Raw genomic sequence first — 21,895 nt, forward strand, 5'->3', positions numbered from 1 at the left:
CAAACGGCGCACCAACGTCGTCGGGATCTTCCCGAACCGCGCGGCTGTCGTCCGGCTCGTCGGCGCCCTCATGCTGGAACAAAATGATGAGTGGACCGTCTCGCGCCGCTACATGCCGGTGGAAAAGCTGACTGACGTGTGCAACGATCCCGATACGGCGAAGATGGTCGCCGCCCAGTGAACGAGCAACACCAGCCATGAAGAAGCAGGTGGACGCCAGTTCCTACACCATCTCCCGGGGCACTACCCTCAAATCCTGGCCGAGCAATGAAGGAAACACTACAAAACCAAACGACCTCACAAAGTTCTGGGGTATCGCCCGCCCGCGCCGGAAGCCATCGTTCTGACGGATCAAAGGCCTGACGCCTAGTCCAGCTCCATTTCCATGTGCCAATTCGAAGTAGAGTTTCGGGCGCTGGCGGGCGCATGTTAAGTGCCTGATGCGGGCGGATTTGATTGTATTGTCTGAGCCAGCAATTGATGGCGACCTGGGCCTTTTGGGTTGTTGTGAACCATTCAGCATTGAGAACCTCGTGGCGGAGAGTGCCATTGAATCGCTCGTTGTGCCCGTTCTCCCAAGGTGATCCCGGATAGAGCCGGATCGGGTTGGAGTGCTGGACAGCCTCCGGCCTCGTTTGCTGACAATGCAAATCCTTGATGCGATCCGGGATCAGGATGCCCGCGTGGTGGTGCTGGATATCACCGGGGTAGCTGCGGTGGACAGCATGGTGGCCAATCACCGGAAGCAGGAAACCGTGGCTGAAACCAACGCCAAGGCGCTGGCAATTCTGGAAGACACCACAACGGTTCTGCTGCGCTCGGCGGAGGGCAACAACGATGTGGCGCTGCATTACCAGCGGATCGCCCAGGCGCTGAATTCCAGCAAGGTGCTGCTGCGCTCCTTGTGATGCGGCAGAACGCCCGGTCCGGTCAGCTTGGCGGGGCCGGGCTTGCGGCGGCAAAGGCAGGGTGGGCGGCGCAGGCCGCCTCCACTGCGCAGATCCGCGGCAGGTCCGAGAAATCAGCTTCCCAGCGGCGCGCATTGTAAAGCTGCGGCATCAGGCAGATGTCGGCCAGCCCCGGCGTGTCGCCGGTGCAGTAAGGCGCCTGGCTGAAGCCTTCCAGCAGGGTTTCAAAGGCGTGCAGACCGGGACGGATGAAGTGCTGCATCCAGGCCTTGGGCATGTCGTCCGCGCCGCTGCTGAGGGCTGTGGCGTGTTTCGCAACCTGCAGGTTGCAGACCGGATGAACATCCACCGCGACGGAATGCGCCAGCGCCCGTGCCCTGGCGCGCTGGCCGGGGTCTGCGGGCAGCAGGCCAAGGCTGCGGGTCTCATCCAGGTAATCGAGGATCGCCAGCGACTGGGTCAGGCGCAGCCCGTCGATCTCCAGCACCGGCACGAACCCTTGCGGGTTTCGGGCCAAATGTTCCGGGCGCTTGTGTTCGCCCTTGACCAGGTCAACCGGAACCGAGGTGTAGCTGATCCCGGCCAGGTTCAGCGCGATGCGCAGCCGGTAGCTGGCCGATGAGCGCCAGTAGTCATAAAGGATCGTGCTGCCCATCGGCGGTCTCCCGTGCTGAGAAGGCAGCCCGCCGGGTTGCCTTGGCTGCTTGAGTCTATCAGGCCTTGTTCAATTCCTTGGCGTGCAGCCACTCGGCATGCTTGGGGGCTTTCTTGGTCTTAGACCATTCTTCCAGCATCTCCCATTTCACCGAGTCCAGCTTTTTAAGCAGCGCCTCTTCCTCCGGGTCGGGGCAGGCCAGTTCCACCCGGTGACCGTTCGGATCGAAGAAGTAGATCGAGTGGAAGATCGAGTGGTCGGTGACGCCCAGCACTTCGACGCCGTTGGCTTCCAGATGCTTCTTGAATTGGATCAGCGTCTCGCGGTCCTTCACCTTGAAGGCGATGTGCTGCACCCAAACCGGCGTGTTGCGGTCGCGGTCCATCTCCGGCTTGGTCGGCAGCTCGAAGAAAGCCAGGACGTTGCCGTTGCCTGCATCCATGAAGATGTGCATGTAGGGGTCCGGCTCATGCGTCGACGGCACGTGGTCCTCGGCAATCGCCAGGACAAAGTCCATCTTCAGCATCTTGTTGTACCACTCCACCGTTTCCTTGGCGTCCTTGCAGCGGTAGGCGACGTGGTGGATCTGTTCGATTTTCAAGCGGAGTCCTCCCCGGTTTTCAGCGCGGCAGCGGCCAGCGCCTGTTTCAGGATAGCGCGTTTCCCAATGTGATTTGCCAGCACCAGCACCAAACGGGCATTCAGCGCATCGCTTTCGTCCTTGCTGAGGCCTTCATGCGCGGCCAGGAGATCGGCATAGAAATCGTCAGCGCGCTCGGTGTTGGCAGTCAGGATCAGCTGATCGGTCTCGGTCATGGCGGTCACTCCTTGCCGATGGCCCGGCGGATTGCGTGCCGGAACTGGGTTTCGTCAAAGCTGGGGCGGCGGGCGGCCACATGCTGGTCCGGGCGGATCAGGTAAACGCCGCTTTCGAGCTTGCCCAGGTAGCGTTCCTGCAGCGCCAGCGTCTTGTCATCCTTGATGGAGAGCGCCAGCCGGGTGACTTTGATGCCGGATTCCTCGATCTCATCGGGGGCGTCGGCGTCGATGGTCAGCAGGGTGAACCTGTCTCCCAGCTTGTCCAGCAGGAACCCGTCGGCCAGCGGCACGTCGGGGCAGGGGGAGCCGGGGCGGGTGCGCTCCGGCCCGTTCAGCGCATCTGCCGAGTTCAGCGGCGAGCCGTCATAGGTGCAGGGCACCGACAGGCGGCCGGAGTTCACCAGCGGGCGGGCGAATTCATACTGTTCCGACAGATCCAGCACCGCGTCGCGCAGCACCCGGCTGATCTCCGATTTCGGGGTGATGAAATCGGTGGAGCGCGAGGAGTTCAGGATGTTTTCATCCGCGCCGTGGATGCGCTCCACGTCATAGCTGTCAAGCAGGCTTTCCGGCGCCTTGCCGTCCATCACCAGCTTCAGCTTCCAGCACAGATTATCGGTGTCCTGCAGGCCGGAGTTGGCACCGCGGGCGCCAAACGGTGACACCTGATGCGCGGAATCGCCAGCAAAGATCACCCGGCCGTGGCGGAATTTTTCCATGCGGCGGCACTGGAAAGTGTAGATCGAGACCCATTCAAGCTCGAATTTCACATCTTCTCCCAGCATCGCCTGAAGCCGCGGGATCACGTTCTCGGGGCGTTTCTCGCGCTCCTTGTCGATGTCCCAGCCCAGCTGCAGGTCGATGCGCCAAACGCCATCAGGCTGCTTGTGCAAGAGCGCCGACTGGCCCTTGTTGAAGGGCGGGTCGAACCAGAACCAGCGCTCGGTCGGGAAGTCCGCCTCCATGATCACATCGGCGATCAGGAAGTTGTCCTCAAACACCCGGCCGACGAAATCCAGACCCAGCATCTGCCGGGTGGGGGAGCCGGCGCCGTCGCAGGCGATCAGCCAGTCGGCTTCCAGATTGTAGGGGCCTTCGGGCGTGTCGACTTCCAGCGTCACATGGCTGGGATGGGTGCCGATGGCTGAGACCTTGTTGCGGCCGCGGATTTCGATCGGCGCGCCCTGCTCCTGCAGTTCGCGGACCCGGTTCACCAGGTGTTCTTCGAAATAATACTGCTGCAGATTGATGAAGGCGGGGCGCTTGTGGCCCTTTTCCGGCAGCAGGTTGAACTCATAGACCTGGCGATCGTCGAAGAACACCTTTCCGGTGTGCCACTGCACGCCCTTGTCGACCATCGGCTGGCCGCAGCCGAGCCGGTCGAGGATTTCCAGCGGCCGCTTGGCAAAGCAGATCGCGCGGGACCCGAAGCTCACCTTGTCGTTGTCGTCCAGCACCACCACTTCGGTACCCTGCTGGGCCAGGTCGATGGCCGCTGCCAGGCCGATGGGGCCTGCCCCGATCACCACCACCTTACGGCGCACGGGGGCAGGGGCATCCTGATCCGCGTGGTGCGCGTAGGGGTACAACGGGACTTCAAAGATCTTGTTCATCAGGTCTCCTCCCAATATCCGGGTGCCGTCAGGCACAGCTCAACCCTTTCCCGGCAGGGGCAGCCGGGAGCATGGCCTAGCGTCTCACAGGTTCTGCCGGGGCGATACGATCTGGATCAAACCGCCCCGGTTGCAATTTCTGCCCGAGGCTCAGCTCTGCAGGGCCTCCCACATCTCCAGATCGCGCTGGGCGGTCCAGATCCGCGGGGTGTCGATGCCGCGGGCCTCGTCATACGCACGGGCAACGTTGAAGGGCAGGCAATGCTCATAGATTGCATAGTCTGCGAACTTTGGATCGCATTCGGCGCGCACCGCGTCCCAAGCCTCTTTCAGGGTGCCGTTGCGGGCCGCTACTTTGGCCGCCGGGCGGTAGGTGCTCTCGACGAAGTCGCGGGTGTTCTCGATGGCGGCGTTGACCATCTCCTTGCCCACCAGCGCATCGCCGCGGCCCGGCGCGATGGCGTCAACGTCATAGGCCTTGATGTTGTCCAGCGTCCGGCCCCAGTCGCTGAAATGCCCGTCGCCGCAGTAGCAGGCAGAGTGGTATTCGACGATGTCGCCGGTGAACATCACGTTCTGATCCGGCACATGGATCACCGCGTCGCCTGCGGTATGGGCGCGGCCAACGTGCTTGATGTCGACGCGGCGGTTGCCGAGGTAGACGGTCATCGAGTCGCTGAAGGTGGTGGTCGGCCAAGTCAGGCCGGGAATGCTCTCATGGCCTTCGAACAGACGCGGGAATCGCTGGAACTCGCTGTCCCAGTCCTCCTGTCCGCGCTCCACCACCATCGAGCGCGCCTTGTCCGACATGATGATGTTCTGCGCGCCGAAGGCGGAGGCGCCCAGCACCCGCACAGCGTGGTAGTGGGTCAGCACCACATGGGTGATCGGCTTGTCGGTCACGGACCGCACGCATTCGATCACCTTGTTTGCCAGCCGCGGGGTGGCCTGCGCCTCGACAATCATCACACTGTCATCGCCGATGATCACGCCGGAGTTCGGGTCGCCCTCGGCGGTGAAGGCATAGAGCCCTTCGCCGATCTCATCGAAGGTAATTTTCTTTTCGGTCATGTCCCCTTGGGACGCAAAAGCCTTTGCCATGGTGGTCTTCCTTATCTTGCGTAGGGGTCTTCAAGCGCGGGCAGGACGGTGCCGGTGCAGTCGCCGAAGCCGATGGTGTAGCCGTCGCCCTTGGCCGCGGCTTTCAGGGTCAGGGTGTCGCCATCGGCGATGAAGGAGCGCTCCTCGCCGCTGTCCAGCGTCAGCGGTTCCTTGCCGCCCCAGCTCAGCTCCAGCAGCGAGCCGCGGCTTTCCTTCACCGGGCCGGAGATGGTGCCGGAGCCCAGCAGGTCGCCTGCGTTCATCGGGCAGCCAGAGGTGGTGTGATGCGCCAGCTGCTGCGCGGCGGAGTAGTACATTTCCTTGTAGTTGGTCCGCGCGATGGTGGTGGCCGCTTTGCCTTCCGGCGCCATCGTGACCTCCAGATCGATGTCATAGAGCATCGGCCCGCAGTCCTTCAGGTGGTCGAGCAGCTCCACCTCGCGTTCCGGAGTGGCGCAGCGGAACGGCTCCAGCGCCGGCTTGGTCACGATCCAGGGGGAGATAGAGGTGGCGGTTGCCTTGGCTTGGAACGGGCCGAGCGGCTGGTATTCCCAGGCCTGGATATCGCGCGCCGACCAGTCGTTCAGCAGCACGTAGCCGAAGATGTGATCGTCGGCTTCCTGCACGGTGATCGGGCCGTCCGATGGGGTGCCGACAATCGCGCCCATCTCAAGCTCGATATCGAAGCGCGCGCAGGGCGCCCACCGCGGCTTGTCATCATTGGGGCCCTTCAGTTGACCCCAAGGGCGGCGCACATCGGTGCCCGATACCACGACCGAAGAGGCGCGCCCGTTATAGCCGATCGGGATGTGCAGCCAGTTCGGCGGCAGCGCGTTTTCCGGGCCGCGGAACATGGTGCCGACGTTAAAGGCGTGGTTCTTGCCCGCGTAGAAGTCGGTGTATTCGCTGACAGCGATGGGCAGTTCCATCTGAGCATCTGCGATTGGGTATAGATGAGGCTCAATCTCAGCTTGATAGGCTGAACCTTCTTTGAGCATTTCCGTGAGTTTGTCGCGGAATTCAGCCCAGATATCCGAGCCTAACTCCATGAAACCGTTCCAGCACCCGGCATCGAAAACAGGGTCGCCATATTCAAAATACTCGCCTTCGAGAGCGGTCACATCAAGGATCATGTCTCCAATGGCCACACCACAGCGAGGGGTGTCCCATTCGAGCGTCTGAATTTTCTCAGGTGTCCAAAACACGCCATAAGGCAGGTTGTTCAGCGGGAACGGGTGGTTCGCATCATTGGCCGAGGCCACCCAGGATTTCAGCAGAGGCATCGTGTCTCCAATTTCCGGATCCGCAGATCCTTTTCATCTTTGCCGGAAATACTCCGGGGGTGAATGGGCCGGTCCGGCCCAGAGGGGGCAGCGCCCCCTCACCGTTTCATTTCAGGCCGGGGGTGCCGTCGAATTTCTTTTCGATGTCGCTCCAGCAGTCGATGTAGTCATCCTGCAGCGGCGCGTCCTTGGCTGCAAATGCGGTCAGATGCTGCGGGAAGCGGGTCTCGAACATGAAGGACATGGTGTTGTCCAGCTTCTCCGGCCCCAGGTTGGAATTCGACGCGCCCTCAAAGGCGTTCTTGTCCGGCCCGTGCGGCAGCATCATGTTGTGGAGGCTCATGCCGCCCGGCACAAAGCCCTGCGGCTTGGCGTCGTACTGGCCGTAGATATTGCCCATCAGCTCCGACATGATGTTCTTGTGGTACCACGGCGGGCGGAAGGTGTTTTCAGCCACCATCCAGCGCTCGCGGAACAGCACAAAGTCGATGTTGGCGGTGCCCGGCACGCCCGACGGCGCGGTCAGCACGGTAAAAATCGACGGGTCCGGGTGGTCGAACAGGATCGCACCGACCGGGCAATAGGTGGTCAGGTCGTATTTATAGGGCGCGTAGTTGCCGTGCCAGGCAACCACATCCAGCGGCGAGTGGCCGATTTTGGTCTCATGAAACTGGCCGCACCATTTGATTGTCACGGTCGACGGCGCCTCGCGGTCCTCGAACGCCGCCACCGGCGCCTTGAAGTCGCGCGGGTTGGCCATGCAGTTGGCGCCAATGGGCCCGCGGCCCGGCAGCTCGAATTTCTGGCCGTAGTTCTCGCAGACAAAGCCGCGGCAGGGGCCTTCGAGCACCTCCACCCGGTACACCAGCCCGCGCGGGATGATCGCGATCTCCTGCGGTGCCAGGTCGATGATGCCCAGTTCTGTTGCAAACCGCAGACGGCCCTCCTGCGGCACCACCAGCAGTTCCGAGTCGGCGGAGAAGAAGTAGCTGTCCACCATCGACTCGGTGACCAGATAGATATGGCTGGCCATGCCGACCTGGGTGTTCACATCGCCCGCGGTGGTCATGGTGCGCATGCCGGTGAGCCAGGTGAGGCCTTCATCCGAATGCGGCACCGGGTCCCAGCGGTACTGGCCCAACGAGATCACGTCTGGATCGACGCAAGGTGCAGACTTCCAATGCGGCAGGTCGATTTTTTCATAGCGGTGCGAATGTTTTACCGACGGGCGGATGCGGTAGCACCAGGTTCGCTCCGGCACATCGGCGGTAAAGGCGGTGCCGCTCAGCTGCTCGCCGTAAAGGCCATAGTTGCACTTTTGCGGGCTGTTCATGCCCTGCGGCAGCGCGCCGGGCAGCGCCTCGGTTTCAAAGTCGTTTGCAAAGCCGGGCATATAGCCCTCGTGCGGCCCCTGAAGAGAGGGGGCCTGGATCATTTCATGGGGATCGGCTGGCCGATTCATCGCGCGTTTCTCCTCTTGCTGCTTGCGGGATATTAGTTGTTTTTGTAACTAACAAGGGAAAGGGGACGAATATGGACGAAAAAGATGATTTCGCTTTGCAGGATTTCCTGCCCTATCTGCTGAACCGCGCGGCAGAGGAAAGCTCGCTGGGGTTCCAGAAACACTACAAGAACCGCTACGGAATGCTGCGCACCGAGTGGCGGGTGCTGTTCCATCTGGGTAATTACGGACAGATGACAGCCAAGGAAATCGGCAGCCGCGCCAAGATCCACAAGACCAAGATCAGCCGCGCGGTGGCCAAGCTGACAGAGAAGCGTTTCGTGACCCGCACCCGCGATGAGAGCGACCGCCGGTCCGAACATCTGGCGCTGACCCCGGCAGGGGAGGCCGCCTACAAGGACCTGCGCGAGCACGCGCTGGAGTTTGACACCCAAATCTGTGCCCGCTTCACCACCGGCGAGGTTGCAATTTTGCGGTATATGCTGCGCAATTTAGCAGGGATCGAACCATAGACATTGTACTGCCCAGACCCCAGATAAAGCAGCGGGATTGAAGGTGAAGCGATGATACAGATTGATGTCAATTCAGGGCCGCTGATTGCCTGGCTGATGGAGCAGGGCCTGCACGGCGCGCCGCAGCAGGATCTTTTGCAGGGATATTGCCAGCGTCTGGTGGATGCAGGGGTGCCGCTGTGGCGGTTTCATGTGGCGCAGCGGGCGTTCCACCCGAAGTTCGGCGGCATCGGTTTCAACTGGACCCGCGCCGACGGCATCAGCCATCAGCATTACGAATATCAGGAGTCCCCGCGCGAGGAATGGCTGCGCAGCCCGTTCTTCCACATTCTCGAACATAATCTGGAGGAGTTCCGTGAGCGGCTGGAAGACGGCGCGCCGGAGCAGTTTCCCTTGCTGCCCGAACTTCGTGAGCGCGGGGCAACCGACTACTTTGCCAAAGGCGTGCGGTTCTCGCCTCCGGATGATGAACCCAATGATCCGCGCCACCCGCGCGAGGGGATGCTGGTCTCCTGGGCCTCTGACCGGCCCGGCGGGTTCACCGGCCGTGAACTAGATCTGATCCGCACCACCTTGCCGCATCTTGGGCTGGCGCTGAAATCTTCATCCAACCGGCAGATGGCCAGCGATCTGTTGCAGGTTTATCTGGGCCGTGATGCCGGGCGCCGGGTGCTGTCCGGGGAAATCCAGCGCGGCTCCTCGCAGCAGATCGATGCTGTGATCTGCCTGTTCGACCTCAAAGGTTTCACCCAGCTGGCTGAGAGGCTGCCGGGAACAGAACTTATCGAGATGCTGAACGGCTACTTCGGCCTGGCGGTTGAGACTATCCAGGCGCACGGTGGCAACATCCTCAAGTTCATGGGCGACGGGATGCTAACCATGTTCAACCTAGGCAGCATCGAGGAAGATGCACACGCAGCGCTGGCCGCCGCCAATGAGCTGTGCGGCAAGGTGCGCGCCTATAACACTGAACGCGAGGAACAGGGGCTGCCGACTGCAGGCTTCACCCTGGCGCTGCACGCAGGTGACATTTTGTACGGCAATATCGGGGCGGAGACCCGTCTGGACTTCACCGTGATCGGACAGGCGGTGAACCAGACCGCCCGGATTGCCGGCATGCACCGCTCTGTCGGCCAGAACATCATCATGTCCGAAGATGTGAAAACCGCGGCCAGAGGCACCAATCATGACCTGGTGTCTCTGGGGCGCTACATGCTGCGCGGCGTGGCAGAGCCGATGGAGCTCTACACGATCTACCGCGGCAATTGCGGCTGCGACAGCTGAACCGCTTGGGGGCAGGTCAAAGGCTGACCTCAACCCCCGGCAGGTTCACTTCCTTCATCATGTCGCGCAGCTCCTGCCGCGCAGCGATATTGGAAATGTTCAGCTGCTTGACGCCGATGTCCTTGAGATCCAGAAGCGTCAGCCCGCGCGGGAACAGCTCGCGGAAGATCACCCGTTCTGAAAAACCCGGCGCGATGCGAAAGCCGATCCGCTTGGACAGCATCTTGATGGCGCGCTCCATCTTTTCCTTGTTGACCATGCGCTGGGTGCCGACCCGATTGCGGATCACGATCCAGTCGATCGGCTTCAGCCCGGCCTGAGCACGCAGCTGGCGGGCATTCCAGACCATTTCCGAATAGACTGACGGCCCGGTGATGCTTTCGCCCTTCTGGTCCACATGCGCCAGCAGGTCGAAATCGACAAAGCTGTCATTGAGCGGCGTGATCAGCGTATCGGCCAGCGAATGCGCTACCTGGCTCAGGCGCGTGTGCGAGCCGGGGCAGTCGATCAGGATGAAGTCATGGCCCGGCTCCAGCGCCGAGACCGCCGCCGACAAACGGTGGTCATAGATGTTTTCGCCTGGTTGCAGGCTGGCCGGATCAATTTCCGGCAGTTCGTGGATTTCCACCATCGGCAGGTCCAGACCGGATTTGACGCAGAATTCCTTGCGGTTTTCCAGATACCGCCCCATCGAGCGCTGTCTCAGATCCAGGTCCAGCGCCGCCACCTTGTGGCCGAGGCGGGCAAGGGTGGTTGCGACGTGCATGGAAACAGTCGATTTTCCCGCGCCGCCCTTCTCGTTGCCGACGACAATGATATGCGCCATGTACAGGTCCCTTCGCTCGTGCTTTCTTGCACGTCTTTCGCATTGGGACCCTGTATAGGCTCTGGATTCCGCCAAGAAAAGCCGCGCAGGCAGTCTGGTAAACTTAGTGTATCACCTGTGTTTTGCAGGACCCGCCGGCTTGCGCTTGGGGCGGGCATCACCGCCCTTGCCGCCCTTTGCAGTCAGGGCTGCAGCAGCACGCGCCTTGTTTTTCTTGCTGTTCGGCTTGCCGACCGGCGGCTTGGGGCCTTTCGCCTTGAACGGCTTGGCCGCCGGGGCGCCGGGGCGGGTCATCCGCTTGGAGGGATCCGATGCGCCCTTTGGCTTGGCGGTCACGGCCGGCTTGGGCTTGCTCGGGCGGGTGTCGCTGCGCGGCTCGCGGCGCTCTTCCCGGGCCGGCTTGTCTTTCCACTCCTTGCGCGGCGGACGGCTGTCCTCGGAGCGCTCGGATTTGGCGCGGTAGGGTTTGGAGCTTTCCTCTTTGGCGCGGTACGGCTTAGGGGCGTCGTCCTTGCTTCGGTGCGGTTTGGGCTTGCGGTCGCCCTTGAAGCCGCCCTTCGGCCCGCCGGGCCCGCGGCGCGGGGCAGGGGCCAGTTCCGGTGCTTCGGCCAGCTGCGTCAGCACGGCACCCGGCTCCAGCTCGGTCTTGCCGTCCAGCGCCTTCAGGAAGCCCTCAACCGCGCCTTCGCTGATTTCGGCAAAGGTCTCGTTATCCTGCACCCGGATTGCGCCGATGGCGTCGCGGTCGATATTGCCGGCCTTGCACAGCATCGGCAGCACCTTGCGCGGGTCGGCACCCGCCTCGCGGCCGCCCGACAGGGAGAACCAGACGGAGGGGCCGAAGGCTTTGCGTTCCTTGTGCTCCTTGCGCGGCTCGGGCGTGTCCGCCGGGCGCAGATCCTCAGGCGCCGAGTGGCGGCTGCGGAACAGGCGCAGATAGGTTGCGGCGATCTGTTCGGGTGTGAATGTGTCCAGCAGGGTCTGCACGCCTGCCTGTTCGTTTTCGGCAACCGGCTCCTGCCAGACCGGATCGGCCAGCATCCGCTCTTCGTCGCGGGCCAGCACGTCATCGGCAGAAGGCGCTTCGCAATGCTCAGCGGTCAGCTTGGCCCATTTCAGCAGGCGCAGGGCCTTGGAGCGTGCCTTGGGCGGGGCAATCAGGGCGCTGACGCCCTTGCGGCCTGCGCGGCCGGTTCGGCCGGAGCGGTGCAGCAGGGTTTCGTGGTTCGAAGGCAGCTCTGCATGAACCACCAGCTCCAGCCCCGGCAAGTCGATGCCGCGGGCCGCCACATCGGTGGCCACGCAAACCCGGGCGCGCCCGTCACGCATTGCCTGCAGCGCGTGGCTGCGTTCGGTCTGGGACAGCTCGCCCGACAGGGTCACCACCGGCAGCCCGCGGTTGGTCAGGCGTGCAGCCAGACGGTTCACCGCGGCGCGGGTGTTGGCAAAGACGATGGAGCTGGGCGCCTCATAGTAGCGCAGCACGTTGATGATGGCGTTTTCCGCGTCCGCTTGCGCGACGCTCATCAGCCGGTATTCGATATCCGCGTGCTGCTTGGTCTCGCCCGCGGTCTTGATCCGCATCGCATCGCGCTGGAAGGTCTCAGCCAGGCTGGCGATTGCCGGCGGCACGGTGGCGGAGAACAGCAGGGTGCGGCGGTCTTCGGGAGCTTCGCCCAGGATGAATTCCAGATCCTCGCGGAAGCCGAGGTCCAGCATCTCGTCGGCCTCGTCCAGCACCACGCCGCGCACCTGGCTGAGGTCGATGGAGCCGCGCGCGATGTGGTCGCGCAGACGGCCTGGAGTGGCCGCCACGATATGAGCGCCGCGTTCCAGCGCCCGGCGCTCATCGCGCATGTCCATGCCGCCAACGCAGGAGGCGATCCGTGCGCCTGCCTCGCGGTAGAGCCAGCCCAGCTCGTGTTTCACCTGCAGCGCCAGTTCGCGGGTCGGGGCAATCACCAGCGCCAGCGGCGCCGCGGCCTCGCCGAACGCCTCATCGTCACCCAGCAGGTCCTGGGCCAAAGCCAGGCCAAAGCCGACGGTCTTGCCCGATCCGGTCTGTGCAGACACCAGCAGGTCGCGCCCTTCCACCTCGGGCTGGGTCACAGCCTCCTGCACTTGGGTCAGGGTTTCATATCCGCGCTCTTGCAGTGCGTTGGCCAGGGCTTGTTTCACGAGGGGGCTGTCTTTCCCGCGGGGCGCGCATCCGGCCCCAGCGTCAGGAGAAAAAGAAAGAAGGCTGCCCGTCCGGGGCAGCCTTCGGGAGTTCTGCAAAATACGGCAGGCGGCTTAGAAGCCCAGGCCTTCGTATTTCTTCTTGAACTTGGACACGCGGCCGCCGGCATCCATCAGGCGCGAGGTGCCGCCGGTCCAGGCCGGGTGCACGGTCGGGTCGATGTCCAGTGCCAGCTGATCACCCTCGGAGCCCCAGGTGGAGCGCATCTTGATGATGGTGCCGTCGGTCATTTTGACGTCGATGAAGTGGTAGTCGGGATGGGTGTCTTTTTTCATGATACCGCTCCTCAGGCTTTCTTGGGCTTGTAGTTCGCATCTTCTGCGATACGGGCCGACTTGCCGCGGCGCGAGCGCAGGTAGTACAGCTTGGCGCGGCGGACGCGGCCGCGGCGCACCACTTCGATCGAGTCGATGTTGGTCGAGAACAGCGGGAACACACGCTCCACGCCTTCGCCGAACGAAATCTTGCGGACGGTGAACGAACCGGCAATGCCCGAGCCGTTTTTACGGCTGATGCAAACGCCTTCGTACATCTGCACGCGCGAACGCGAGCCTTCGGTCACCTTGTAGCCGACACGGATGGTGTCACCGGCTTTGAAGTCGGGGATCTCTTTCCCCAGGGCGGCGATTTGTTCCGCCTCCAGCTGTGCGATCAGGTCCATCGCAACTCTCCTAAATTGCCTGCGGTTCACTCCGCAGAGGTTTGTGCCGTCATGAGAGCTCCTGGTCTTCACCGGGTCCCGCCAATTGGCAGCCCGCCAGAGATCACGCCGTCTGTTCCTTGCTGCTGGCGGGCTGGATCCTGAAGGAAACCGAAGAAGATTTCCGGGGCTGATCCAACAGCCAGCGGCCCGGGGCCGATTCCCGGCACCAGACGAGCGGCTTTTAGGCCTGCCGGGCCAATGTTTCAAGGGAATTCTGCGGCCGCACTCCGGATCGCAACCGGTGATTTCCTTTTAACCGGCTGCGGGTCTGCGGTTACCGTCCAAACACATTGGTTCACGTTGCAGGAGGAAAACCCGACCAACGGGCGTGCCTCGACAGGGAGGGAAACAGCATGCCATTCAAAAAAATGGACATTTTCAACAACGAACAAAGCTATAAGGCCAAATTGAAGAAGACCTCAAAAGGCCGGATGCCACACCGGGGATTTCTGCTTGCGGGTGCGGGAAACCAGAAAGGCCAGCCTGTTCACACAGACTGGCCCTTGCGGTGAAAGGTCTGGTGCGGATCAGGCCGTCTGATCGTCGATGGCTGCATCCGGCGCGTTCTTCTTGACCGACTCGATGCCGTTATCCCGGCCAGAGGCGCTGGCATAGCTTTGCGAGGTGCCGATCACCTGGCCGTTGGTGGCCTTGAGGTTGAACATGTGCTTGCCGGCCGCGGTTTCCTTGCGCTCATAGCGCGCATCATCGCCTGCGTTCTTCTTGACCGATGCAATGCCGTTCTCGGCGCTGGCCTTCTGCTTGTAGCCTTCGCTGGCCAGAATGTTCTCGCCGTTGCCTGCCTTCAAGCGGAAGCGGAATTCGCCTGCGTTGTCAGTGTAGAGTTCAAATTTCCCAGCCACCCTGCTGTCTCCTGTCATTTAACTTATGCAGGAAGAGTAAAGCATGGGTTTTCCATTGCGGCAACGGCCTGCCCAGGGGAAAAGCCAAGCTGGTGCACCACTTGCGCTACGCCTTGCCGCGGTCCTTGGCGCGGACATAGGCCTCCCACAGGTCCGGGCGGCGGGCCTTGGTGATTTCTTCGCTCATCTCGTGCCGCCACTCGGCGATCTTGCCGTGGTGGCCGGACATCAGCACCTCTGGGATTTCCCGGCCCTTCCATTCGGCGGGGCGGGTGTATTGCGGGTGCTCCAAGAGGCCGGAGGAGAAGCTCTCCTCCTCGGTAGAGGCGTGGTTGCCCAGTACCCCCGGAATCAGCCGCACGGTGGCGTCGATCAGTGCCTGCGCCGCCAGCTCGCCGCCGGTCATCACGAAGTCCCCCAGCGAAACTTCCTGGATGCCGTAATGCTCCAGCACTCGTTCATCGACGCCCTCAAAGCGCCCGCACAACAGCGTGATACCGTCGCATCGGGCAAAGGTCTGCATCATCTGCTGGTTCATCGGCCGTCCGCGCGGCGTCAGGTAGATCAGCGGCCAGTTGCCGCGGGTATCTGCCATCGTGTGCTCGATTGCTTCACCCAGCACATCGGCGCGCAGCACCATGCCGGCCCCGCCGCCGGCGGGCGTGTCATCCACGTTGCGGTGCTTGCCAACGCCAAACTCCCGCAGGTCCGTGGTATCGAGCTGCCACAGCCCCTCCTGCAGGGCTTTGCCGGTCAGGCTTTCGCCCAGCACACCGGGAAAGGCCGCGGGGAAGAGGGTGATGATCTTGGCCTTCCACACACCGGCCAGATCCGGGGTCGGCGTCATCAGCTCGCGCGGCTTCAGGGTCGGGCGGATGGCCTTGCGGCCATGAGATTTGCTTGGTGCTGTCATAATGATGCTGTTTAGTTCAGTCAGATTTTCACGCAATACAAAGCTTTGGTGTTTGAATGAATTCCGAGAGGCCGCCTGCGTTGCCCGAAGACGATCCGTTTGCTGCGATGGACGCAGTGCAGGCCCGCACACAGGCACTGTGGCCTCAGGCGGCATCGGCCGCCGGGGTGCCTGAAGACGGCGCGGTCTTTCGCAGAATGCAGGTCAACAGCGGTGTGGAGCATCGCCGCTGTGTCTTGGAGGTGAGGACCGCTGGCGGGCGCAGTTTTGTCTTGCGCGCCGACTTCGAGTCGTCCAATCCGCTTCGGCAGTCCAGATATCTGGACCGGCATCAGGCTGCTGCAGAAAGCTTAAAGGCGATATCAGGCGTGGCGGTGCCAGAACTCCTCTGGCGGGACACGCAGAGCCCCGCCGCCCTGATGGAATTTGTCCAGGGTGATACGGCGCACCGTGAAATGGCGCTCACGGAATACGGGTTCGGGGACCGGGGCAGTGTTTTGCGGCGCATCGGACTTGCGGTTGCCGCCTTGCACAGAGTGTCCGGCGCCGGAGAACGGCAATTTTGGCCAAGGCCGTTTCTGACCTGGGTTTCAAGCCAGGCTCAGGCTGTGCGCGACGGGAGGTTGCCGGTTCCGAAACCCAACAAGTTCTTGGGGCTTTGCGCCTATCTGCACCGCGCGGCACGGCGTGCGCGGGGGTATTCCTTTCGCGCCGCGGTCGAGCATGGCGACCTGCATCTGCGCAATATCCTTATGTCAGAGACCACCGTCTCCTTTATCGATTTTTCAAATCATGACGGCATCTTTCCGCAGCGCGATCTTGCCAATCTCTGGCTTGCAAACTGCCCTGACCATCTGGCCGCGGAAGGCCGCACGCCCGGGTTCGGACTGGTTGCGCAGGCCGATTGGGATGCGTTTCAGGACGGGTACGGCGCGGATCTAGTGAATGATCCCGTTTTCCGCTTCTTTTATGCCCACCGCCTGTTCAGAACTTGGGCGGGATTGTGCCGCAAGCCGACAAGCCAGAAGCTAAAAAATGCAGAGGTTGCGATCAGGGCTGTTCAAATATTTGATGCCCTGCTGGCAGACGAGGCAGACTGACCTGCCTCCCTAGAACAGCCCTTCAGGCGGATCGGCGACAATGCGGCCCTGGGTCAGGTCTACGGTTGGCACCGCTTCCAGGGTGAAGGGCAGCAGCACGGTTGCCTTGAGGCCGGGACCGTGGATTTCCAGCAGGTCCGCAGCGCCGTGGTTCTGCACAGATTTCACCGAGCCCAGCAATGTGCCGCCGGTATCATAGACCTCCAGCCCGATCAGATCGGCGTGGTAGAATTCGTCGTCCGGCAGTTGCGGCAGCTGATCGCGGCGGGCAAACAGGCGCAGGCCCTTGATGGCGTCGGCGTCCTCTTTGGTCTCCACACCGCCCAGCAGCGCGGCAAAGCCGTTCTTGATCGGGCGGGTGATGGTCAGGGAATAGGTCCTGGATCCGTCCTCATTGCTGAGCGGCGAGTAATCCTCGATCTCTTCCGGGACCGCACAGAAGCTCTTGAGCCGCACCTCGCCGCGCACCCCGAAGGATCCGGCAATCGCGCCTACGCAGATCAGATCGCTCATGGTGTCAGTCCTTTGCACAGAACCCTGCGCGCAGCCATTGGCCGCCGGATTGTTCGCAGAGTTCCACTTGGTGGTTGCGTTCAAAGAAGATGCCCGCGGTAAAGGCCACTGCAACAAAAAACACAAGCCTTATCAACCGTCCCATGACGGTCTCAGCGGGTTTCGAGCGGCAGATCCGCCATCCGGCTTTCCCAGCCGGTTTCTTCCAGTTCCGGGGTGTCCGACAGCCGTTCCGGGTAGCCGATGCAGAAATAGCCGATCAGCTGCCAGCCCTCGGGTGCATTCAGGTCGCGGTTCAGCTGCTCCGGGTCCAGTACCGAAACCCAGCCGAGCCCCAGGCCTTCGGCGCGCAGCGCCAGCCAGAACAGGGTGATGGCCGTGACCACCGAATAGCGGCGCATCTCCGGCATGGTCGCGGCGCCCAGCCCGTGGCCCTGGAGGGTCTCGTCGTCGCAGTAGACCGCCAGCTGTACCGGGGCTTCGCGCATGCCGGACAGTTTCAGCTCCGCATAACGCGCAGCCTTCTCACCGGAATATCCGGTCAGCGCTTGGGCATTGGCGGCTTCGAAATTCTTCAGCGCAGCGGCGCGGGCGGTTTCGCTTTCCACCCGCAGGATGCGCCAGGGTTCGCTCAGGCCCACGGACGGGGCGAGCGGAATGGCAGAGAGGCAGCGCATCAGCACTGCCTCCTCCACCGGATCGCTGCGGAACCGGCGCACGTCGCGCCGGAGCCGCATCAGCAGATCAAGCTGGCTGCGGAACTCCTCGGGAAAAGCGCCCCGCAGCTCCACGGAATTATTCCGCGTCTGCAGCTGCTTCGGCAGCTTCAGCAGCTTTCTCTTCGGCGCGCTCCTGGGCTTTCTTGCCCGGGGTGCCTTTTTTCGGGTTGTTGCGCTCGGTCTTGGCACGGACGCCTGCGGCTTCCAGCATGCGGGCGATACGGTCGGTCGGCTGCGCGCCGTGGTCCAGCCAGTGCTGCACGCGCTCCAGGTCCATTTTCACGCGGTCTTCCGAGTCTTTCGGCAGCAGCGGGTTATAGGTGCCCAGCTTCTCGATGAAGCGGCCGTCGCGCGGCATGCGGCTGTCAGCAGCCACGATGCGGTAGAAGGGGCGTTTTTTGGAGCCGCCGCGGGCCAAACGGATTTTCATTGCCATGGGTACATCTCCTTTGATGGCGTTGTCCGGGGTATGCCCCGGTTGTTCCTGTTGTCGTTGTTATTCTTGGTGTTTCTTGTGGTGGCGGATGACTTCATCGATGATGAAGTTCAAAAATGCCTTGGCGAATTCAGGGTCCAGATCGGCCTGCTGCGCCAGGTCTTCGAGCCGTGCGATCTGCGCCGCTTCGCGGGTGGGATCGGACGGGGGAAGGTCGTGTTCGGCCTTGAGCCGGCCCACCGCCTGGGTGTGCTTGAACCGCTCGCCCAGGGTATAGACGAGGATCGCATCCAGGCGGTCGATGCTTTCGCGGTGGCCCATCAGCAGCGCGGCTGCGCGGGCAACGGGATCTTGGATATCTGTTGTCATCGGGTTCTCCGCAATGCAGCAGGCCGGGGTGTCGTCAAGGGGGTGCCAGGCGTGCACCGGCTGTGCGCCACCTGTGCACCGCCGCAGTGCAGCATCCGGGAAATCGCGCGCATATCAGTCAATGGCCCAGCCCTCCGGTTTGAAGAGCGGATCGGCGTAATGGCTGATTTCCATGTCGATGCCATGCGCAATCTGGCTGTCCTTCAGGGCGTCCGGCGCGGGGTGGCGGTAGACGGCGTCGTTGCCGTCGATGGTGGCGGCACCATGGTCCTTGGTGGCGCCGAGCCGTTCCGCGAGCCGGATCGAGTCGAGATTCTTCGGGTCGATATAGCTGACCGCCGTCTCCCAGCCCAGTTCCGAATAAAAGTGGCGGCGGGCGGCATGTGCTGCCTCCAGCGCATAGCCCTTGCCGGCCGCGCCGGGCCAGATGATCCAGGCGATCTCGCGCTCGGGCCAGCCCGCAGGCTGCCAGCCGCCGGCCATGCCGTAGGTCTCGCCGCTTGCCTTGTCGTGGATCATCCACATGCCGAAGCCGCGCACCTGCCAGTGGCCAATCTCGGCGGCATAGAGCATCCAGGCCTCGTAGGTGTTCAGCGGTCCGCCCATGAAACGCGAGCGGTAGGAGCTGAAGGTGGCCTTGAAGTCGGGATAATCCTGCGCTTCGGGGCCGCGCAGCTCCAGGCGGCGGGTTTCGATCACCGAAATGTCAAACGGCATCAGCGCGCTCCTTCCTGCGGAAGGGCGCGGCGGCGCCGGGATATGAAAGCAGCGGGGCGCATCAGTGCAAAAGCCCCTGTGCGTGTTGCGGGCCGGTGCCGCGGCCCTGCGGCAGATGGCGCCAGCAGCGCAGGCCGGGTGCCGGCTGCAGCGGGAAGGAGACCAGCCGTTCCGGCTTGGCGCCGGCGCGGCGGGCCAGCGCGATGGATGCGGTGTTTTCTTCCGGCACATAGGAGACGATGGTGTCCCAGCCGGCCGCGTTGAACAGCCAGTCCAGCACGCATTGCACGGCTTCGCTGGCATAGCCCTTGCCCTCGCCGGTTTCCATCAGGTGCCAGGACAGTTCCGGTTCCGGCCATCCCTTGGGGAACCAGGGGCCGACCAGGCCGACGGTGCTGCCGGTGCTGCGTTCCACCACGGCAAACAGGCCGTAGCCGTGCAGATGCCAGTGGCCAATGATGGTGGCAATTGACCACCAAAGCGAATCGGCATCATCCGCAACATTGATGAAACGCGGGGAGTCCGGTGCCAGGAAAGCGGCCTGGGCGTCAAACTCCGGATCCGCCGGAGAAATCAGCATCAGCCGCTTGGAAACCAGCCTCGGATACCGCCGTTGCGCGTCTTTCATGTCATACCCCATTGCCCGGGCAGCAGGCCGCCCGGTGTCTTTTTCACCCATCCGGTGAAGGAGTATCGATGAGACTGCGTAATTTTCCGTTAAACCGGGTGCGGCGCAGGCGGCGGTGCCCAGGGGAGCGGCGAACTGACGGGAGGTCATGCGTAAGCCTCCATCCCGCCGTCGCAGGGCGCAGCCGGGGCAGGGTGGCGGTAGACCAGCTCACGCCCGTGCTTGGGGTTGTCGAATTCAGCTTCAAACACCGCGCCCAGCCGTTCGGCCAGCGCCACCGAGCGGGTGTTGCCCGGGAAGATGTTGGAGCACAGTGCGGGCAGGCCCATCACATCATAGGCGTGGGTGCGGGCCGCCAGCGCGGCCTCGGCCATGACGCCGCGGCCTTCGCCCGCCGGAAACGCGACCCAGCCCAGTTCCGGTTCCGGCCAGCCTTCGGGCTGCCAGATGCCGGTGATGCCAAGCGCCTCGCCGGTCTCCTTGCAGGTGATGGTCCAGAAGCCGAAGCCGCGCATCGCCCAGTGGCCCACCGACATGGTGAACCAGCGCCAGGCCTCGTTGCGGTCGAGCGGCCCGCCAAATCCCCAGGAGCGTGCTTCATCCGCGAAGAACGCTGCCACCGGCCCAAAGTCCGCCGCCTCCGGTCCACGCAGGACCAGGCGTTCGGTTTCAAGCTGAGGGATGGCGGGGAGCTGCATGGCTTACTTCTTCTTGCCAAATCCGCTGAGGCCCGCGGGCAGGCCCATGCCGCCGCCAAGACCGGGGAGGCCGCCGGGCAGGCCGCCTTTGCCGCCCATGGCCTTTGCCGCGGCTTCCAGCGCCTTGGGGTCCATTTGGCTGGGGTCCATGCCGCCCATATCCGGCATGCCGCCCTTGCCGAACATGCCCTTCATGGCCTGCTTCAGCATCTTGCCTTTGCCCATCTTGCCCATCTTCTTCATCACATCGGCCATCTGCCGGTGCATCTTCAGAAGCTTGTTGAGGTCGGAGACCTCCATGCCGGAGCCGGCCGCGATGCGTTTCTTGCGCGACGCCTGCAAGAGGGCGGGGTTGGCGCGTTCCTTCTTGGTCATCGACTGGATCATGGCGATCTGGCGCTTCAGCACCTTGTCGTCCATGCCGGCGTCCTGCACCTGCTTGGCCATTTTGCCCATGCCGGGCATCATCTGCATCATGCCCTCCATGCCGCCCATCTGGAGCATCTGTTCAAGCTGCATCTTCAGGTCGTTCATGTTGAACTGACCCTTCATCATGCGCTTCATCATCTTCTCGGCCTGTTCGGCCTCGATGGTTTCCTGGGCCTTTTCGACCAGCGCCACGATGTCGCCCATGCCCAGGATGCGGCCGGCGATCCGGTCCGCCTCGAAGGTTTCGAGCGCGTCCATCTTCTCGCCCAGACCGACAAAGCGGATCGGCTTGCCGGTGACGGCGCGCATCGAAAGCGCCGCGCCGCCGCGGCCATCGCCGTCCATCCGGGTGAGCACAACGCCGGAGATGCCGATCTTGGCGTCGAATTCCTCGGCCACCTCGACGGCAACCTGGCCGGTCAGGCCATCGACCACCAGCAGGGTCTCGCGCGGGGAGACCACGTTGCGGACGTCCTCGACCTCCTGCATCAGGGTCTCGTCGATGTGCAGGCGGCCGGCGGTGTCGAGCATGTAGACGTCGTAGCCGCCGAGCGTTGCCTGCTGCTTGGCGCGCTTGGCGATGTCGACGGGTTTCTGGCCCGGCACGATGGGCAGGGTGTCGACGCCGATCTGGGTGCCGAGGACGGCCAGCTGGTCCATCGCCGCCGGGCGGTAGACGTCGAGCGAGGCCATCAGGACCTTCTTGCCTTCTTTTTCCTTCAGCCGTTTCGCCAGCTTGCCGGTGGTGGTGGTCTTACCGGAGCCCTGCAGGCCGACCATCAGCACCGGGGCAGGCGGGTTGTCGACCTTGAGCTTGCCGGGATCCTCGTCGCCGCGCAGCACGTCGACCAGCGCGTCATGCACGATCTTCACGACCTGCTGGCCCGGGGTCACCGATTTGGTGACCGCCTGGCCGGTGGCCTGGTCCTGCACTTTCTTGATGAAGTCGCGGGCAACCGGCAGCGAGACGTCGGCTTCCAGCAGCGCCACGCGGACTTCGCGCAGGGCGGATTTGACGTCTTCTTCGTTCAGGGCGCCTTGTTTGGTCAGCCGGTCAAAGACGCCGGAAAGGCGTTCGGATAGATTTTCAAACATGCCTGCGGCC

At 63.0% G+C, this 21,895-nt stretch carries 26 protein-coding genes and 1 pseudogene; 5 read left to right on the forward strand and 22 right to left on the reverse strand.

Going from position 1 to position 21,895, the window contains the following annotated elements; translation table 11 throughout:
- On the forward strand, positions 1 to 181 hold a 181-nt coding region (locus GKC28_RS15535; protein WP_174147936.1), incomplete at its 5' end, for a transposase.
- 247 nt (positions 182 to 428) lie between these two features.
- Here the strand turns inward: GKC28_RS15535 and GKC28_RS26855 are convergent.
- A pseudogene (locus GKC28_RS26855) lies at positions 429 to 740 on the reverse strand (transposase); the annotation flags it as partial.
- Between GKC28_RS26855 and GKC28_RS15545 the strand changes: the two are divergent.
- Positions 645 to 908, forward strand: coding sequence for a hypothetical protein (locus GKC28_RS15545; protein WP_174147937.1), 264 nt, complete (start codon positions 645 to 647; stop codon positions 906 to 908). The pseudogene GKC28_RS26855 and the gene GKC28_RS15545 sit on opposite strands and share 96 nt — an antisense overlap.
- A 22-nt stretch (positions 909 to 930) precedes the next feature.
- Here GKC28_RS15545 and maiA read toward each other — a convergent pair whose 3' ends face one another.
- From maiA to hmgA, 7 genes are all read right to left on the reverse strand, one after another.
- On the reverse strand, positions 931 to 1,563 hold the full coding sequence (gene maiA / locus GKC28_RS15550; protein ID WP_174147938.1) for a maleylacetoacetate isomerase: 633 nt from the start codon (positions 1,561 to 1,563) through the stop codon (positions 931 to 933).
- A 58-nt stretch (positions 1,564 to 1,621) separates the two neighbouring features.
- A complete protein-coding gene (locus tag GKC28_RS15555) occupies positions 1,622 to 2,164 on the reverse strand; it encodes a VOC family protein (RefSeq protein WP_174147939.1) in 543 nt (180 codons plus the stop codon).
- Positions 2,161 to 2,379 carry a DUF2783 domain-containing protein gene (locus GKC28_RS15560; RefSeq protein ID WP_174147940.1) on the reverse strand — a complete coding sequence of 73 codons (219 nt, stop codon included), beginning with the start codon at positions 2,377 to 2,379 and terminating at the stop codon, positions 2,161 to 2,163. Before GKC28_RS15560 ends, GKC28_RS15555 begins: the two co-directional genes overlap by 4 nt.
- 5 nt (positions 2,380 to 2,384) lie before the next feature.
- Complete coding sequence (locus tag GKC28_RS15565) at positions 2,385 to 3,995, reverse strand: FAD-dependent oxidoreductase (RefSeq protein ID WP_174147941.1); 1,611 nt, start codon at positions 3,993 to 3,995, stop codon at positions 2,385 to 2,387.
- A gap of 150 nt (positions 3,996 to 4,145) precedes the next feature.
- On the reverse strand, positions 4,146 to 5,096 hold the full coding sequence (locus GKC28_RS15570) for an MBL fold metallo-hydrolase (protein ID WP_174147942.1): 951 nt from the start codon (positions 5,094 to 5,096) through the stop codon (positions 4,146 to 4,148).
- Positions 5,097 to 5,107: 11 nt separating this feature from the next.
- On the reverse strand, positions 5,108 to 6,379 hold the full coding sequence (gene fahA, locus GKC28_RS15575; protein WP_174147943.1) for a fumarylacetoacetase: 1,272 nt from the start codon (positions 6,377 to 6,379) through the stop codon (positions 5,108 to 5,110).
- 106 nt (positions 6,380 to 6,485) lie between these two features.
- Positions 6,486 to 7,841, reverse strand: coding sequence for a homogentisate 1,2-dioxygenase (gene hmgA / locus GKC28_RS15580; protein WP_039190879.1), 1,356 nt, complete (start codon positions 7,839 to 7,841; stop codon positions 6,486 to 6,488).
- 71 nt (positions 7,842 to 7,912) lie between these two features.
- Between hmgA and GKC28_RS15585 the strand changes: the two genes are divergently transcribed.
- Together GKC28_RS15585 and GKC28_RS15590 are read left to right on the forward strand one after the other, a co-directional pair.
- Positions 7,913 to 8,353 (forward strand): MarR family winged helix-turn-helix transcriptional regulator, encoded by a 441-nt coding sequence (locus tag GKC28_RS15585; RefSeq protein ID WP_174147944.1) that lies wholly within the window; start codon positions 7,913 to 7,915, stop codon positions 8,351 to 8,353.
- Positions 8,354 to 8,404: 51 nt separating this feature from the next.
- Positions 8,405 to 9,637, forward strand: a complete 1,233-nt coding sequence (locus GKC28_RS15590; RefSeq protein ID WP_174147945.1) for an adenylate/guanylate cyclase domain-containing protein — start codon at positions 8,405 to 8,407, stop codon at positions 9,635 to 9,637.
- 16 nt (positions 9,638 to 9,653) lie between these two features.
- On the opposite strand, the gene GKC28_RS15595 is transcribed toward GKC28_RS15590, so the two are convergent.
- From GKC28_RS15595 to trmD, 6 genes are all read right to left on the reverse strand, one after another.
- Entirely contained in the window at positions 9,654 to 10,463 is an 810-nt protein-coding gene (locus GKC28_RS15595) for a division plane positioning ATPase MipZ (protein WP_174147946.1), read from the reverse strand.
- Positions 10,464 to 10,574: 111 nt separating this feature from the next.
- Positions 10,575 to 12,641, reverse strand: coding sequence for a DEAD/DEAH box helicase (locus tag GKC28_RS15600; RefSeq protein ID WP_174147947.1), 2,067 nt, complete (start codon positions 12,639 to 12,641; stop codon positions 10,575 to 10,577).
- Between the two features lie 114 nt (positions 12,642 to 12,755).
- A complete protein-coding gene (rpmE, locus tag GKC28_RS15605) occupies positions 12,756 to 12,977 on the reverse strand; it encodes a 50S ribosomal protein L31 (protein WP_027235636.1) in 222 nt (73 codons plus the stop codon).
- Between the two features lie 11 nt (positions 12,978 to 12,988).
- Positions 12,989 to 13,363 carry a 50S ribosomal protein L19 gene (gene rplS / locus GKC28_RS15610; protein WP_174147948.1) on the reverse strand — a complete coding sequence of 125 codons (375 nt, stop codon included), beginning with the start codon at positions 13,361 to 13,363 and terminating at the stop codon, positions 12,989 to 12,991.
- A 569-nt stretch (positions 13,364 to 13,932) separates the two neighbouring features.
- Positions 13,933 to 14,268, reverse strand: coding sequence for a YegP family protein (locus GKC28_RS15615; RefSeq protein WP_174147949.1), 336 nt, complete (start codon positions 14,266 to 14,268; stop codon positions 13,933 to 13,935).
- Between the two features lie 106 nt (positions 14,269 to 14,374).
- The gene (gene trmD, locus GKC28_RS15620) at positions 14,375 to 15,181 is read right to left on the reverse strand and encodes a tRNA (guanosine(37)-N1)-methyltransferase TrmD (RefSeq protein WP_174147950.1); all 807 of its coding nucleotides are present in this window, start codon (positions 15,179 to 15,181) and stop codon (positions 14,375 to 14,377) included.
- Between the two features lie 80 nt (positions 15,182 to 15,261).
- On the opposite strand from trmD, the gene GKC28_RS15625 reads away from it, so the two are divergent.
- Complete coding sequence (locus GKC28_RS15625; RefSeq protein WP_254604264.1) at positions 15,262 to 16,281, forward strand: aminoglycoside phosphotransferase family protein; 1,020 nt, start codon at positions 15,262 to 15,264, stop codon at positions 16,279 to 16,281.
- Positions 16,282 to 16,290: 9 nt separating this feature from the next.
- Here the strand turns inward: GKC28_RS15625 and rimM are convergent, their stop codons facing one another.
- From rimM to ffh, 8 genes are all read right to left on the reverse strand, one after another.
- Positions 16,291 to 16,794: a ribosome maturation factor RimM gene (gene rimM, locus GKC28_RS15630; RefSeq protein WP_174147952.1), complete on the reverse strand. Its 504-nt coding sequence runs from the start codon at positions 16,792 to 16,794 to the stop codon at positions 16,291 to 16,293.
- Positions 16,795 to 16,946: 152 nt separating this feature from the next.
- The gene (gene bluB, locus GKC28_RS15635; protein WP_174147953.1) at positions 16,947 to 17,585 is read right to left on the reverse strand and encodes a 5,6-dimethylbenzimidazole synthase; all 639 of its coding nucleotides are present in this window, start codon (positions 17,583 to 17,585) and stop codon (positions 16,947 to 16,949) included.
- Between the two features lie 4 nt (positions 17,586 to 17,589).
- Complete coding sequence (rpsP, locus tag GKC28_RS15640; protein ID WP_174147954.1) at positions 17,590 to 17,949, reverse strand: 30S ribosomal protein S16; 360 nt, start codon at positions 17,947 to 17,949, stop codon at positions 17,590 to 17,592.
- A gap of 60 nt (positions 17,950 to 18,009) precedes the next feature.
- Complete coding sequence (locus GKC28_RS15645) at positions 18,010 to 18,318, reverse strand: chorismate mutase (RefSeq protein WP_174147955.1); 309 nt, start codon at positions 18,316 to 18,318, stop codon at positions 18,010 to 18,012.
- Between the two features lie 114 nt (positions 18,319 to 18,432).
- Complete coding sequence (locus GKC28_RS15650; protein ID WP_174147956.1) at positions 18,433 to 19,035, reverse strand: GNAT family N-acetyltransferase; 603 nt, start codon at positions 19,033 to 19,035, stop codon at positions 18,433 to 18,435.
- 61 nt (positions 19,036 to 19,096) lie between these two features.
- On the reverse strand, positions 19,097 to 19,663 hold the full coding sequence (locus GKC28_RS15655) for a GNAT family N-acetyltransferase (RefSeq protein WP_254604265.1): 567 nt from the start codon (positions 19,661 to 19,663) through the stop codon (positions 19,097 to 19,099).
- Between the two features lie 146 nt (positions 19,664 to 19,809).
- Positions 19,810 to 20,361: a GNAT family N-acetyltransferase gene (locus GKC28_RS15660; RefSeq protein ID WP_174147957.1), complete on the reverse strand. Its 552-nt coding sequence runs from the start codon at positions 20,359 to 20,361 to the stop codon at positions 19,810 to 19,812.
- 3 nt (positions 20,362 to 20,364) lie between these two features.
- On the reverse strand, positions 20,365 to 21,885 hold the full coding sequence (gene ffh, locus GKC28_RS15665; RefSeq protein ID WP_174147958.1) for a signal recognition particle protein: 1,521 nt from the start codon (positions 21,883 to 21,885) through the stop codon (positions 20,365 to 20,367).
- Between the last annotated feature and the right edge of the window lie 10 nt (positions 21,886 to 21,895).

It is taken from the genome of Leisingera sp. ANG59 (assembly GCF_013317235.1).
GTDB lineage: Bacteria > Pseudomonadota > Alphaproteobacteria > Rhodobacterales > Rhodobacteraceae > Leisingera.

Excerpts from the sequence above, each read along its gene's own strand:
- GKC28_RS15545 (WP_174147937.1), top strand. The coding sequence starts at position 645 with ATGCAAATCCTTGATGCGATCCGGGATCAGGATGCCCGCGTGGTGGTG.
- maiA (WP_174147938.1), bottom strand. The coding sequence starts at position 1,563 with ATGGGCAGCACGATCCTTTATGACTACTGGCGCTCATCGGCCAGCTAC.
- GKC28_RS15560 (WP_174147940.1), bottom strand. The coding sequence starts at position 2,379 with ATGACCGAGACCGATCAGCTGATCCTGACTGCCAACACCGAGCGCGCT.
- GKC28_RS15565 (WP_174147941.1), bottom strand. The coding sequence starts at position 3,995 with ATGAACAAGATCTTTGAAGTCCCGTTGTACCCCTACGCGCACCACGCG.
- GKC28_RS15570 (WP_174147942.1), bottom strand. The coding sequence starts at position 5,096 with ATGGCAAAGGCTTTTGCGTCCCAAGGGGACATGACCGAAAAGAAAATT.
- fahA (WP_174147943.1), bottom strand. The coding sequence starts at position 6,379 with ATGCCTCTGCTGAAATCCTGGGTGGCCTCGGCCAATGATGCGAACCAC.
- hmgA (WP_039190879.1), bottom strand. The coding sequence starts at position 7,841 with ATGAATCGGCCAGCCGATCCCCATGAAATGATCCAGGCCCCCTCTCTT.
- GKC28_RS15585 (WP_174147944.1), top strand. The coding sequence starts at position 7,913 with ATGGACGAAAAAGATGATTTCGCTTTGCAGGATTTCCTGCCCTATCTG.
- GKC28_RS15590 (WP_174147945.1), top strand. The coding sequence starts at position 8,405 with ATGATACAGATTGATGTCAATTCAGGGCCGCTGATTGCCTGGCTGATG.
- GKC28_RS15595 (WP_174147946.1), bottom strand. The coding sequence starts at position 10,463 with ATGGCGCATATCATTGTCGTCGGCAACGAGAAGGGCGGCGCGGGAAAA.
- rpmE (WP_027235636.1), bottom strand. The coding sequence starts at position 12,977 with ATGAAAAAAGACACCCATCCCGACTACCACTTCATCGACGTCAAAATG.
- rplS (WP_174147948.1), bottom strand. The coding sequence starts at position 13,363 with ATGGACCTGATCGCACAGCTGGAGGCGGAACAAATCGCCGCCCTGGGG.
- trmD (WP_174147950.1), bottom strand. The coding sequence starts at position 15,181 with ATGACAGCACCAAGCAAATCTCATGGCCGCAAGGCCATCCGCCCGACC.
- rimM (WP_174147952.1), bottom strand. The coding sequence starts at position 16,794 with ATGAGCGATCTGATCTGCGTAGGCGCGATTGCCGGATCCTTCGGGGTG.
- rpsP (WP_174147954.1), bottom strand. The coding sequence starts at position 17,949 with ATGGCAATGAAAATCCGTTTGGCCCGCGGCGGCTCCAAAAAACGCCCC.
- GKC28_RS15645 (WP_174147955.1), bottom strand. The coding sequence starts at position 18,318 with ATGACAACAGATATCCAAGATCCCGTTGCCCGCGCAGCCGCGCTGCTG.
- GKC28_RS15650 (WP_174147956.1), bottom strand. The coding sequence starts at position 19,035 with ATGCCGTTTGACATTTCGGTGATCGAAACCCGCCGCCTGGAGCTGCGC.
- GKC28_RS15655 (WP_254604265.1), bottom strand. The coding sequence starts at position 19,663 with ATGAAAGACGCGCAACGGCGGTATCCGAGGCTGGTTTCCAAGCGGCTG.
- GKC28_RS15660 (WP_174147957.1), bottom strand. The coding sequence starts at position 20,361 with ATGCAGCTCCCCGCCATCCCTCAGCTTGAAACCGAACGCCTGGTCCTG.
- ffh (WP_174147958.1), bottom strand. The coding sequence starts at position 21,885 with ATGTTTGAAAATCTATCCGAACGCCTTTCCGGCGTCTTTGACCGGCTG.